This is a genomic window from Primorskyibacter flagellatus, from assembly GCF_048268605.1.
Taxonomy (GTDB): Bacteria; Pseudomonadota; Alphaproteobacteria; order Rhodobacterales; family Rhodobacteraceae; genus Primorskyibacter; species Primorskyibacter flagellatus.
Genome location: NZ_JBLWVF010000036.1, coordinates 1 through 12,629, shown reverse-complemented (window position 1 = coordinate 12,629; position 12,629 = coordinate 1). Strand labels below are relative to the sequence as shown.

The window sequence follows — 12,629 nt, the reverse complement described above, 5'->3', positions numbered from 1 at the left end:
TCCTCTTCGCGGCAAATAGAATTTGTATCTGAGGCAACAAATGCCCGGCGACCATTGGCCGCCGGGCACTCGATAAAGGCACTCGTTACTTACTTGATTGCCAGAATGTCGAAGTTACTGACGTTGGCGACCACGCCGTCGTCCCAACCGCCCTCGACCAGAACCGACGCTTTTTCGTTCAGAAGCCCGGCAACCTGCCCAGCAAAGTGTGCCTCGCGACCTGAGTTGTCGGCGAAGATGTCAAAGATTGCGAAGTTGTTTTCGTCAATCTGCAAAGCCGCCCAGAACAGCGTCTTTGGCTCTGTATCGGCCACGATCGGGCCAGCCGCCGTCAACAATGCAGCCAGATTATCGGCCTGTCCTGGAGCCGCTTCGAGCCGGATATATGTTGCAGTTGTGGCACTGTAGAGATCAACCGGTGCTTTGGCTGACAGAACGTCCGAGTTGTTGATGTTGGCGACAACTCCAGCATCCCAACCGCCGTCTACTAATGTGTCTGCGTTTCCATTCAGTGCGCCTGCGACAGCACCTGAAAAATGGGCATTGCGGGCAGCTTCATCCTCAAAGACATCGAAGATCGCTAGGCTGTCGCCTGCTTGCAAAGCAAACCAGAGTTTGGTGCCGGGCTCGGTTTCTGCGACCAGTGGGGCAGCACCTGCAAGAAACTCGGCAAATGCGTCGGTCTGGCCGGATGCGGCGGGCATTTCGATAAAGCTGGCAGTGTGATCGTTCATGACGTTTTCCTGTGCGTTTGCGGAAGTTGTTGCAGAAATCAAAGCGAGTGCTGAGATGGTGTGAAGGATTATGGATTTCATTGGTCTTCTCCTGAGTTTGGGTTCATCGTTCGTTTTCGATGAGCCCTTGTCCCATGTGCCACCCTCATGACTCCAATCTTGAAGTCCTATACTTCGATAGGCATTGACTATGATTGATGCGCGGTTGAGGTTGCGTATGAGGAGGACGTCATGGAAATGAATCAGGTCCGCTACTTTTTGGCGGTTTGCGAGCATCGCAATTTCACCCATGCCGCGAGTGCTTCCAACGTATCGCAACCCTCGCTTACGGCGGCGATCAAAAAACTTGAGGACGAATTGGGCGATGCATTGTTCATCCGAGATCGTGCTGGCTGCCGCCTGACAGCGCTTGGTAAGCTTATGCAGCCAAGATTGGAACGTATGCAGTCTGAGGCAAGGGAGGCAAAAGCCGAGGCTGTCCGACATACGCGGCTAGAAAGAGTCCCGATTAGCATCGGAATAGGTGAAACGATAGGCCATGCCAAAGTCTCGGAGGCCGTCGAACGGTTTCGTCAACGCGTGCCGCAAGCCGAGATAGAACTGATCGTCGACGCAAACGACACTTTGTTGGCGGGACTTCGCGAGGGAGAATTTGATCTCGTGATATCAACAGTAGAGGTCAGTGAGGAGCTTTATCGCATAGACCCACTCTATCAAGAGGCCTATCGTGTGGTTGTGGCGAAAGGTCATCCCCTGTCTGAGTTGCCGGCCGTATCGCTTGCTGATTTGGCAGATACAACCATGTTGGATCGCCCAAATTGTGAAATGCGAGAGGCATTGCATGGGGCGTGCACGGACCATGGTCATACGCTCTATGCGGCATACCGGTCAAACCGCGTGGACTGGTTGGTCGAGCTCGCGCGGCGAGGCTCGGGGGCCGTTATCCTTCCCGAAACGTCGATCCCTGACCATGACAATCTCGTCTCACTTCCGGTAGCCGACATGGAAATTGCAAGAGATGTGGCAGCGCTTCGTTTCCGCCATCAGGCTTCTCGCTCAGAAACAAACGAACTGGTGCGGGAGTTTTCGCGGAACTGAGCTTTGTAAAGAGCGGACATTGGCGCTTCGTGCAGCATCGGTCAAAGTGGGCTCTGTGCGCCCGAATGCACAGGCAGAGATACCGCGTTCTAGCGATTTCGGAAAACGAACGTTCGAACCGATGCTATATTCTCTTCGTGAGCGCTGTGCTGATGTCTGGGTTTGGAGGGAGGATTGGAGGGCATATTATGCCAAGAGTGCAACTTCCTGCAGTTACCCCAAAACACAAAGCCTGGAACAAGGGTCGGATCATCGGCCAAAAACGTCCCCTTCTTCCCAAACAAGTGTGGGCCATCCGGGCGCGGCTTGAACTTTCGGGTTATCTTCGTGACCTTGCGCTGTTCAACGTTGCGATTGATAGCAAGCTGCGCGGCTGTGATCTGGTAAAACTCGCCGTGGCCGATTTGGTCAAAGATGACCGCGTTCGCGAACGCGTTTCAATAGTCCAGAGTAAAACCAAGAAACCCGTTCAGTTCGAAATCACTGAAAACACAAGAGATACCGTCATTGCGTGGGTGCGATCTCCTGAGATGATCGGGTGCCGGTTCATGTTTCCGAGCCGTTTCCACGACCGCCCGCATATCTCAACACGTCAATATGGTCGACTTGTTCGTGACTGGGTTACAGCGATTGGCCTGGAACCCAGCGGATACGGAACACACTCGATGCGCCGAACCAAAGCTGCGGAGATTTACCGCAAGACGGGGAACCTCCGCGCCGTACAACTTTTGTTAGGCCATACGAAGGTCGATAGCACAGTGCGTTATCTGGGCGTTGAGCTGGAAGATGCGCTAAGCATTGCTGAACGGATCGACATCTGAACGAAGTTGGCGTGCGGCTATTGCCGTTCGCCAATCAAGACCAGGCCTTCATGGTTCCCGCAGCGGTCGGCAGGACTGAGCCCTCTTTACCGATTTTCTGCATTGCCGCGAATGTCCGCAATCGGAAAACTGAAAGTAGCAGTTGCAATTTCCGACTTCGAGTGAACCTAGGTTAAAGGTTATGAAATGTGCCGAATGAACCGAACACCTGAGGAGCGGCTTAAATCTTGATAAGGGAAACAAGGAAATCGTGCCCCGAAATTCCAGCCCAAAGCGGAGCAATAGACTAAATTCTGAGAGCGTTTCTCGATCGGTAGGTAGAGCGGTCAATTAGGTTAACAGAAATACCTTGAATGACTGACACGCTGCCAGAGCAAGGTTTTCAATTGGAATTCATGGAATAGCTACAAAGCTTGAACTGACGAGGTCTGCGATGCGGCCTTTGCATGTATTTGCAAAGGCCGCCTTTCGAAGTATTTAGAAGAAGCCCAACTTATTGGGGCTATAACTCACCAACAAGTTCTTGGTTTGCTGGTAGTGGTCCAGCATCATCTTGTGGTTTTCACGGCCAATGCCCGATTGCTTATAGCCGCCAAACGCTGCGTGGGCTGGATAGGCGTGATAGTTGTTCACCCACACGCGGCCAGCCTCGATGGCACGCCCAAAGCGGTAGCAGGTGTTCATGTCACGCGACCAAACGCCAGCGCCGAGGCCATACATCGTGTCGTTCGCGATTTCCAAAGCTTCGGCTTCATCCTTGAACGTCGTTACCGACACGACGGGCCCAAAAATTTCCTCTTGGAAAACCCGCATCTTGTTGTGACCCTTGAGGATCGTCGGTTGGATGTAGTTCCCGCCTGACAATTCACCGTTGAACCGCGCTGAACCACCACCAGCCAGCACTTCGGCGCCTTCTTCGCGACCGATCGTGAAATAGCCCATGATCTTGTCGTGTTGGGCCTTGCTGACTTGTGCACCGACCATGGTCTCGGGGTCGCGAGGGTCGCCGTGCTTGATCGCAGCGACGCGTTTGATGCAGCGCGCGATGAACTCTTCGTAGATGTCCTCTTGGATCAGCGCACGTGAAGGGCAGGTGCAGACTTCGCCTTGGTTGAAGGCGAACAGAACGAAGCCTTCGACGGCCTTGTCCAAGAACGCATCATCCTTTGCCATCACGTCAGAAAAGAAGATGTTTGGCGACTTGCCACCCAGTTCAAGCGTGACGGGGATCAGGTTCTTGGTCGCCGCTTCCATGATTTTGCGTCCCGTGACGGTGGACCCAGTGAAGGCGATTTTTGCAATGCGCGAGGAACTGGCAAGTGCTGCGCCGACTTCTCCGCCAAAGCCGTTGACGATATTTAATGTGCCGGCTGGCAACAAATCGTTGATTAGTTCTGCAAAGACCATGATCGCGGCAGGCGTTTGTTCGGCTGGTTTCATTACGACGCAGTTGCCCGCAGCCAAAGCAGGGGCCAGTTTCCATGCCGCCATCAGCAAAGAAAAGTTCCAAGGAATGATCTGGCCGACAACGCCCAAGGGCTCGTGGTAGTGATAGGCGACGGTGTCGTTATCGATCTCGCTCATGTTGCCTTCTTGCGCGCGCAAAACACCTGCAAAATAGCGGAAGTGGTCGGCGCAAAGTGGCACGTCTGCGTTCATCGTTTCGCGGATCGGCTTGCCGTTGTCCCATGTTTCGGCAGTGGCCAAGAGTTCTAGGTTCTCTTCGATCCGGTCCGCAATTTTAAGCAAAATATTCGCGCGATGCGTGGCAGATGTTTTGCCCCAAGCGTCTTTGGCAGCGTGGGCTGCATCAAGTGCGAGCTCAATATCCGCCGCGTCAGAGCGGGCGCATTCGTTGATCAAGCCACCGGTAATGGGCGTCACGTTTTCGAAGTATTTGCCATTGACGGGTGGCACAAACGCGCCGCCGATATAGTTGTCGTAGCGCAGCTTAAACGGCGACACATATGTGCCTGCCTCGGTGTGGGTCATATCGTTCATTTGAAATCCTCCATTGTAATCCGGCTTCTCCTCCCGGATTACAAAGAGTGTGACTTGCGTCGTGCGCCACGTCTTGTGGCAGGAAGGTGTCGCGGGATTAAAGGTGTCTCACCAATGAGACAGTTTCCCCTAACTATCTTCAAGTCCAAGCCGCTTCATCCGCCGATAAAGCGTCGCACGACCGATCCCAAGCTGGCGCGCGGCCTGCGATACGTTGTTTCCGGCCCGTGCCAACGCACGAATCACAGCGGCCTTTTCGGCCTTCTCAAATCCTGTAGGGCCATCTTCACGTCCCAGTATGTCTGTTGCAGGGCGCGCGACTAAATCACCCGTCCGTTGCAGCCCAAAGACACGGCGGGCCTCGCGGGTGGCCCCTATCACCAAATCACTTTCGTCAATGGCAAGTAGCGTTGAGGCCTCGGCGTTGTCGCTCTCGGCCACAATGATCCGCGCGGATGAAAAGGCGGCCCTGAAATTCGCGGCTTCAATCGCGCGTGCGGTTTGGGCCACTTGGGCCGCGATCAGGCGATTGAAGGCCTCCGTTTGATCTGCACGCGCGGATGATAAATCAAGCGCCGCCACAAGTTGACCGTTGCTGCCGTAGATCGGCGCGTCGATGCAACTCATGCCTGTGTTGCGCGTATAGAAATGCTCGTCTTGATGAATGATTACATGACGTTGCTCGGTCAGACAGGTCCCAATGCCGTTCGTGCCTTCTTTCTCTTCACTCCAGTCGGCACCGGTTGTGAGGCCCCAACCTTCAAATGCCATAGCGTCAGCATCAGAGAGACGTTGATCTAGGATGATGCCATCTGTATCGGTCAGGAAAACCGCGCAACCCGATTGCCCGACCAGAGAGAAAAGCGCGTCCAAACGCGGGCTCGCGACGGTCATGAATTTTTCGAGCGTCTCCATCCTGAATTGCAGACTTTTTTGCTCTATTCGGTCAGGTGCCCGATGCTCATCAGGGTCCAGTCCATGCTTAATGACAGAACGGTGCCAACTCGCAGCAACCCGCGACTTTGCCGCAGCCGATGTCGACTGCGTTGCCTCCATCACAATATCAGCATGCGATGCCTTTGGTGTCATTTTGCTCTCCCTACAGCATCATTAAGACGCGCTGGTCTCGGTTTGTCGACTACTGTCCTAACCTTCACTGCCAGTGGGGCTCATTGCGCCAAGAAATTTTGACGCCCTCCTTTTTCAAATTCTTGGGCTGTTCTGTCGTTGGGATGAAGTCCTGCCGATTGAAATGGTTCCCCGAAGTGGGGACTTTAAATGGACCAAAAGGGAAAGTGACTTTCGACTCGGAGGCCCAGTTCCCACCCGAGGTGCTTTCTCTAAATATGCCCCCATTAAATGCGGCCATTGATCTTCGCGGAGTTAAAGTCAGCTTCGTCCGCAGAGGCGACCTTTGACCTTCAAACCTGAGCGCTGTTTGGGTGGGCGACCGCGGCGAATGGCAGGAATGAGCCCTTTCAAGACATTCCCGGCGTAAGCACAGTCCCCTGATCAGACGGCGTCCTGGAGCAGCGGACGCAGCGCCACCTCGACCCTTTCGCGGGATGCTGGCTCGAGCGGCAGGATCGGACGGGGCGGGGTGATGGGCCCGAGACCGAGGATCTCCGCGATAGTAAACATCACGCGGAAGCTGCCGAACTCACGGAACAGCGCCCAAAGGGGAGCGAAAGCGTGATCGATGCGCTCGACCTCGCCCGTATTCCCCGCCTGAGCCGCGCGGGTGAGTGCGAGAGCGGGTTCCGGCAAGAGGCCAGCCACGACGCTATACCAGCAGTCACCTCCGGCGAGCAGCGCGTCCTTCGCCCCCCAATCGCCGCTATAGCCCACGGCGAAGCCATCCCGCGTCATGGCCCGCAGACGCCGCATCTCGCCCGCGTAATCGCTGTCCGCCGGCAGAGGCATCTTGACCGCGGCCACGTTCGGAAGCTCGGCGAGGCGTGCAATCAGGTCCGGGCTGAAGGTGAATTTCGTGGTGCCCGGGTTGTTGTAGATGCACAGGGGCAGCTCGCCGGCCGCGGCGACGGCCTCGAAATGGCGAAAGACCTCATCATCGGTCAACGGCTGATATGACATGGGCGCGAGAAGCAGGCCGTCTGCGCCGGCTTGTCGGGCGTCTCGCGCAAGGTTCTCGGCAACATCGGTTGTTAGAGCGCCGACACCGACGATGAGCGGCGTCCGTCCTGCCACGCAGTCCACGGCAGCCCGCAGAGTGCGCTTGCGCTCTTCCGGTGTCAGGTAGGCGTATCCGCCGGTGCTGCCGAGCAGTCCGATGGAATCCGCTCCCGCAGCCACGATCCGCTCGAGGAACCGTTGCAGAAGCTCGGGTTTCAGCTGCCCCTCGTCATCAGTGGGAGTGAGCGGGAAGGCCGACAGGCCGGTGAACAAGGTCATGCGAATATCTCCTTCAAAAGCGTGACGTAAGCAGGCGGAGACCGGCGAACCCGAAGAAGGCGGCCAGAACGCCCTCGATCCCGCGCCGGGCCTTCCGGTAGAGGCGGATCATCGGTGCCGTCGAAAACACGAGCGCGTAGCCGGCGAAGATCATCACGCTCAGGACCGCACAACCTGCCAGAATTGTGGCCACGTCACGCCAGGATGGCTCAGCACCGAGGCCGAGCGTGACCAGGGCGATCCAGGCCAGCACCGCCTTCGGGTTCGCCAAATGCATGATCAAGCCATGGCGGTAGAGCGCGATCGAGGACGGAGGAGTCTCTTCTCGCGCCGGTCCGTTTGAGGTTGTCCAGTCTGACGTCAACGCGCTTCGGGCCGCCCGCACCGCAAGGTAGAGCAGGTATAGGCCGCCGAAGATCTTCAGGACGGTCAGGGCCTCGGCATAGCGCGCGAGCAACGCGGAAACGCCGGTGGCCGCGGACAGCCCCCAAAAGAGCGATCCGGAGATGACGCCCGCCGCCAGCGCCAGACCGGCCCGGCGACCGTGGTTCATCGCAACACCCATGATCCGAAGGGTGCTCGGGCCGGGGCTTCCGGCCGCGATCACGTAGGCGGTGAAGACGACGATCAGGTGGTTGAGGTTCTCCATCGTGTGTCCTCTCAGGTTCCGACCAGCAGCTTGAAGGCGATGAGCCACATTACCAGCGCGATGAGCGTCTCCAGGACGCGCCAGGCCGCTGGCCGCTCGAACACCGGTCTCAGCTTGGTGGCACCGTAGCCGAGAGCGAAGAAGAACACGAACGATCCCAGGATCGCGCCGATCGCAAAAGACCCTTGGCTGTCGGTGAACTGCGTGGAGATCGTCCCCAGAAGAACGACCGTGTCAAGATACACATGCGGGTTCAGCCAGGTAATGGCGAGGCAGGCGATCAGCGTGCGGAAGAGGTCGGTCATCGGCAGCGAGGAATCCGCGGCCAACGCCTCGTTCGAGCGCAACGCCGACAGAAGACTCTTCACGCCATACCAGATCAGAAAGGCCGCGCCGCCGTAGCGCATCACCGGCTCGAGCCAGGGCAACCACTCCGAGACGCTCCGAAAGCTGGTCACGCCGACGGTGATCAGAATCGCGTCCGAGACCGCGCATGTGAGACAGACAGCCAGAATGTGCTCACCACGCAGCCCCTGTCGCAGCACGAAGGCGTTCTGCGCGCCGATGGCCACGATGAGGCTGAGACTCATCATCATGCCGGTGAAGAAGACTGCGATATCCATATGTGGGCCTCTGGTTCAAAAAAACTGCCCTTGGACTATTCGGTCGCAGTAGATTAGACAAATTAAAGACGCTGATGCCAATAAAGGAAAACTAAATGGCTGTGGACTATGCAGCTCTTCGCGCCGTCGCCGCGGTCGTCAGGACCGGCAGCTTCGAAAGAGCCGCCGCTTCTCTCAACGTGACCCCGTCGGCTGTCTCGCAGCGCATCAAGCATCTCGAGGAACGCCTCGGCGCGGTGCTCATCGAGCGTGGAACGCCATGCACCGCCACGGACAAAGGCCTTGCGCTTTGCCGGCACATGGACCGCGTGGGGATGCTCGAAAAGGATCTCATGGAACATCTGCCTGAACTTTCCGGGGCGGAAGGTGCCGGACAGGTAACCCTCAACGTGGCGACGAACGCCGACAGCCTCGGGACCTGGTTTCTCGAGGCCATCGCCTCCTTCACCAGGGCCACCGACTATCTCGTGAATGTGGCGATCGACGACGAGGACCATACCGCCGACTGGCTGCGGCGCGGTCGCGTGCTTGCCGCCGTTACCTCGCTGGAACGTCCTGTGCAGGGGTGTCGTGTCACGCCGCTCGGTGCGCTGCGCTACCAGGCGACGGCGAGCCCCGACTTCGTTGCCCGATACTTCCCTGACGGCCTCACGAAGGAGGCGTTCCAACGCGCGCCCGCTCTCACCTTTGACCAGAAGGACCGGCTCCAGAACGTCTGGGCGCGCGAGGTTTTCGGGCAAGACATGTCATTCCCCACGCACTGGCTTCCTTCGACGCAGAGCTTCCTTGAGGGAAGCCTCGCCGGCATGGGGTGGGCGCTCAATCCGGTACAGCTCGCCAGACGCCATCTCGAGCGCGGAGATCTGGTCGAGCTGGCCCCCGGACAGATGCTGGAGCGGCACCTGTTCTGGCAGATCAATCGGCTGGCCGCCGACCAGCTTCACGAGCTGTCCCGGTTAATACTCACGGTAGCGCGGCGGGAGCTCAGCTCGCAAGCATGACGCTCATTGGAAACGACAGCTTGGTCCGCACTGCCGACCTTCAGTCTCCGAAAATGCTGCAAGTGGCACGAATGGCCGCTTAGACGGGCCGCAACGCAGCGTACCGAATGACTGACGAACGGCAGCTAAGGGCCGTCCTTACCTCAGACGCCAAAATCGTGGGCGCCAGTCTCGAGGTCCGCAAGTGTCGAGCGAAGGCGTTGGGTCAAGAGATCGTTTTGGTTTGTCCGTTGCGCAAGGCGGTGCAGTTCTTCGACGGCCCAGGCCGATCGGTCGATCCGCCGGCTCGCCGCCATGAGGTGTGACACCGCCTCGTCGATATCGAGCGGGCTTGTCTCGAACCCGCGATCGGCGAGCAGATGCGAGATGGCGTGCAGCGCCACCTGCGCGGCAAAGGCGGGCTCCTTATCGACGAAATCCCGCGCGGCGCGGAGAAGGGTCGCGGGCGCGGCCTCGAAATCCGCGGCGCAGTCAAGCGCGATATCCAGATATCCGGCCGTCTTGGCGGCGGCAAACCACTTGCCCTTCCGTCCGTGCACCGCGATCAGGTCTTCCAGGACCGTGCGGCCATCGCGCTCGGGATAGCGTTTCACCAGATCGCGCCACATGGCGAGCCAGGTGTTGCCGGCGGCCGAGGGCAGGCCGAAGCGGCGATAGGCCTCGTCCGCCTTGCCCTGCCGCACGAGGATGCCCTCACAGAATCGCGCGATATCACCATGGCCCCAGGGCTGCCGATCGCCCTCCAACAGGGCCTCGGCGCATGCCAGCGCCTCGTCCACACGCCCTTGACGCAGCAAGGCTTCGGCCCAGAACTTCTCGTCGAACCACAGCCGCGTCTTCTTCAAGGCGAGGTGGGCGAGCAGATCGTCATGGCGCCCGGCCTCGAGCAGGCAGGAAAGCGTGAGGGTTGCCGACGGGATGTGGGAATACCGTGCGTGATCCGACCAGGCATGGTGGATCAGATCGAGGTCGCGGTCCGCATGCGCGTTCACCAGTGCAGGAAAGGTGGCAATTTCACCGAAGCGATCCGAGATCGGCGCGAGGTAGTCCACGCCATCTTCGAGGATCGCAGCGCGCAGCCGTTCGAGCCATCTGGCGCGTGTTTTCTCGTCGGCCGGGGCGTCGATCAGGACCGGCAGCAGCTTGTCGAGGGTCCGGCGCACCGCCGTGCCGAGGGCGCCGGAGGACGTGTCGATATGTTCGAAGGCAGGCCAAATCCGTTCGGCCAGCACAACCACGCCCTCGGCAGCGGTGACCGGGTCGCTGCGGCGCAGGGCAATGATCTCGGCGCCTGCCGATTTCAGGCGCTCGGCCGCCTTCGCCGAGCCGCGCCAGCCAAAGGCGCCTGCACGCATGCCGGACTTGAACGCCCACTTGTGGGATGGCACGCGGGCCATGACACCTCCCCCAACTCGCCGGCAGAGTGGCACAGGGTCTGACCGGAGTGAAGAACGCTCAGGGGCTTCGTCGGCGGCCTTCGCGATTGCCCTCCTTGACCGCTCGCGCGGCATCGCGTTGATAGCGCGGGCAGACCGGAGGGGGTTCAATGGCCGGCGAAAAGGACATTCGCGAAAAGCTGGCAAAGCTCGAAGCGCTGTTTGCGCGCGGCGCGACCGAAGGGGAACGGGCGGCGGCCGGCGCGGCACGCGAGCGCTTGCAGGCAAGGCTTTCGTTGGATGCCAACGATGGAGGCGATCCGGAAATCGAGTTGCAATACTCCCTGCCGGATGTCTGGTCGGTCCGTATCTTCGTGGCGCTCTGCCGCAAGCACGGGATCCGTCCCTACCGCTACCCCCGTCAACGACGTACGACCGTGATGGTCCGGGTGCGCCAGGCGAGCTTCGAACGCACGGTAGCCCAAGAGTTCCGCACCCTGCACCAGGAACTCACGGCCTATTTCAACGAGACGGTCGAGCACCTGATCGCCGATGCGATGAAATCGGACGGTAACGACGAGACGCTGGAACAGCCTCAGTTGCCAGGCTGAGGGGCGGTTTTCAAGCGCGTCATGCTGCACGGCAGCAGCTGGCAGACAGGCATGCCCCGCTGAAAGCCCCGCGACGCCCGAGCGGCCGCAATGCGCAGGATGCGGACCTCGCTCTGCTCGCGCTGCGACCCGAAAGCTGCCGTTCAGGCTGAATAATGCGATCGGCCTTTCGTGCCCTAGCGGAATATACAAACTCTGTTGCACAAATCGGGTGATGGCCGAGGTTCCCCCTTCCCCGGACGGACTTATCCCACAGCTTCCGTGACGGGTATGCCGAGCGCGGTGTATCCGTTCAGGACGGCGATTCGGACCTGGAGTTCAGCGACCTGACGGTCGAAGTCCCGCGCCATGAGCCGCTGCCCCAGCAACTTCACACAATGCATCTTTGTCTCGACGCGGCTTCGGCGGTGGTATCCGCTCTATCGTCGCCAGAGCGCGCGGCCCAGGTATTTCGCCGCGCGCAGGGCCTCGTTTCGCGCCACGGCTCCAGCGGTGATCGTCTTCCAGGGCTTCGCGTTCTTGCGGGGCGGGATGACGGCATGGGCGCCGCGGTCGGCAATGGCGTCGTGGCATTTACGTGTGTCGTAGGCACCGTCGGCGGTGACGCTGCCGATCCGCTCGTTCGCCGGGATCTGACCGAGCAGGTCGGGTAGCACAGGGGCATCACCGATGTGGCTCCCGGTGATCTCGACAGCGCGGACCTCCAGTGTTTCCTCATCGATTCCGAGATGGATCTTGCGCCAGACGCGCCGTTTGGGACCGCCATGCTTGCGGGCATGCCACTCGCCTTCCCCCTCGACCTTGATGCCGGTGCTATCGATCAGCAGGTGCAGTGGCCCCTTGGAGCCGCGGTAGGGGATGTTTACGGCCAAGGTCTTCTGGCGGCGAGATAGCGTGCTGAAGTCGGGCACCGTCCAGTCGAGACCAACCAGCTGCAACAAGCTCTCGACGAACCCGGTCGTCTGCCGGAGCGCCATGCCGAACAGCACCTTCATCGAGAGGCACGTCTGTATGGCGGCGTCGCTGTAGCTCTGCTGGCGGCCACGCCTGCCAGTTGGTGCGGCCTCCCAGCTCATCTCGGGATCGAACCAGATCGTCAGCGATCCGCGGCGCTTGAGCGCTTCATTGTAGGATGGCCAGTTCCTGGTCTTGTAGGTTGGAGGTGTGGGTCTGCTCATGGATTCCAGCTACCACGCTGGATTCATGAGATGAATCCCACAAGGGATTTGTGCAACATGTATAACCGCCCCTTGCGCAAGAGGATTCTTCAGAGCTGATTTTGGCGCGTCATCGGGTGCTGACA

General features: G+C 59.2%; 11 protein-coding genes and 1 pseudogene. 4 read left to right on the top strand and 8 right to left on the bottom strand.

What is annotated here, in order from left to right; translation table 11 throughout:
• Positions 1–89: 89 nt before the first annotated feature.
• A complete protein-coding gene (locus tag ACN0WV_RS18915) occupies positions 90–1,025 on the bottom strand; it encodes a putative quinol monooxygenase (RefSeq protein WP_231582226.1) in 936 nt (311 codons plus the stop codon).
• On the opposite strand from ACN0WV_RS18915, the gene ACN0WV_RS18910 reads away from it, so the two are divergent.
• Positions 966–1,832 carry a LysR family transcriptional regulator gene (locus tag ACN0WV_RS18910; RefSeq protein ID WP_054522776.1) on the top strand — a complete coding sequence of 289 codons (867 nt, stop codon included), beginning with the start codon at positions 966–968 and terminating at the stop codon, positions 1,830–1,832. The two genes, ACN0WV_RS18915 and ACN0WV_RS18910, sit on opposite strands and share 60 nt — an antisense overlap.
• 188 nt (positions 1,833–2,020) lie before the next feature.
• Positions 2,021–2,653, top strand: coding sequence for a tyrosine-type recombinase/integrase (locus ACN0WV_RS18905; RefSeq protein ID WP_047998255.1), 633 nt, complete (start codon positions 2,021–2,023; stop codon positions 2,651–2,653).
• A gap of 477 nt (positions 2,654–3,130) precedes the next feature.
• Here ACN0WV_RS18905 and adh read toward each other — a convergent pair whose 3' ends face one another.
• The 5 genes from adh to ACN0WV_RS18880 all read right to left on the bottom strand — a co-directional run bounded on the left by adh (position 3,131) and on the right by ACN0WV_RS18880 (position 8,338).
• Entirely contained in the window at positions 3,131–4,654 is a 1,524-nt protein-coding gene (gene adh / locus ACN0WV_RS18900; RefSeq protein ID WP_054540808.1) for an aldehyde dehydrogenase, read from the bottom strand.
• A 129-nt stretch (positions 4,655–4,783) separates the two neighbouring features.
• Positions 4,784–5,743 (bottom strand): GAF domain-containing protein, encoded by a 960-nt coding sequence (locus tag ACN0WV_RS18895; protein ID WP_082386799.1) that lies wholly within the window; start codon positions 5,741–5,743, stop codon positions 4,784–4,786.
• A 423-nt stretch (positions 5,744–6,166) separates the two neighbouring features.
• Positions 6,167–7,066, bottom strand: a complete 900-nt coding sequence (locus ACN0WV_RS18890) for a dihydrodipicolinate synthase family protein (RefSeq protein WP_417607807.1) — start codon at positions 7,064–7,066, stop codon at positions 6,167–6,169.
• Positions 7,067–7,079: 13 nt separating this feature from the next.
• A complete protein-coding gene (locus tag ACN0WV_RS18885) occupies positions 7,080–7,715 on the bottom strand; it encodes a LysE family translocator (RefSeq protein ID WP_341235592.1) in 636 nt (211 codons plus the stop codon).
• A gap of 11 nt (positions 7,716–7,726) precedes the next feature.
• Positions 7,727–8,338: a LysE/ArgO family amino acid transporter gene (locus ACN0WV_RS18880; protein WP_417607806.1), complete on the bottom strand. Its 612-nt coding sequence runs from the start codon at positions 8,336–8,338 to the stop codon at positions 7,727–7,729.
• Between the two features lie 95 nt (positions 8,339–8,433).
• Here ACN0WV_RS18880 and ACN0WV_RS18875 point away from each other — a divergent pair, with 95 nt between their 5' ends.
• A complete protein-coding gene (locus tag ACN0WV_RS18875; protein WP_114291561.1) occupies positions 8,434–9,339 on the top strand; it encodes a LysR family transcriptional regulator ArgP in 906 nt (301 codons plus the stop codon).
• A 143-nt stretch (positions 9,340–9,482) separates the two neighbouring features.
• On the opposite strand, the gene ACN0WV_RS18870 is transcribed toward ACN0WV_RS18875, so the two are convergent.
• Positions 9,483–10,736 carry a hypothetical protein gene (locus ACN0WV_RS18870; protein WP_417607805.1) on the bottom strand — a complete coding sequence of 418 codons (1,254 nt, stop codon included), beginning with the start codon at positions 10,734–10,736 and terminating at the stop codon, positions 9,483–9,485.
• A 149-nt stretch (positions 10,737–10,885) separates the two neighbouring features.
• Here ACN0WV_RS18870 and ACN0WV_RS18865 point away from each other — a divergent pair, with 149 nt between their 5' ends.
• On the top strand, positions 10,886–11,326 hold the full coding sequence (locus ACN0WV_RS18865) for a hypothetical protein (RefSeq protein ID WP_417607804.1): 441 nt from the start codon (positions 10,886–10,888) through the stop codon (positions 11,324–11,326).
• A 245-nt stretch (positions 11,327–11,571) separates the two neighbouring features.
• Here ACN0WV_RS18865 and ACN0WV_RS18860 read toward each other — a convergent pair.
• Positions 11,572–12,504, bottom strand: a pseudogene (locus ACN0WV_RS18860) (IS5 family transposase).
• Between the last annotated feature and the right edge of the window lie 125 nt (positions 12,505–12,629).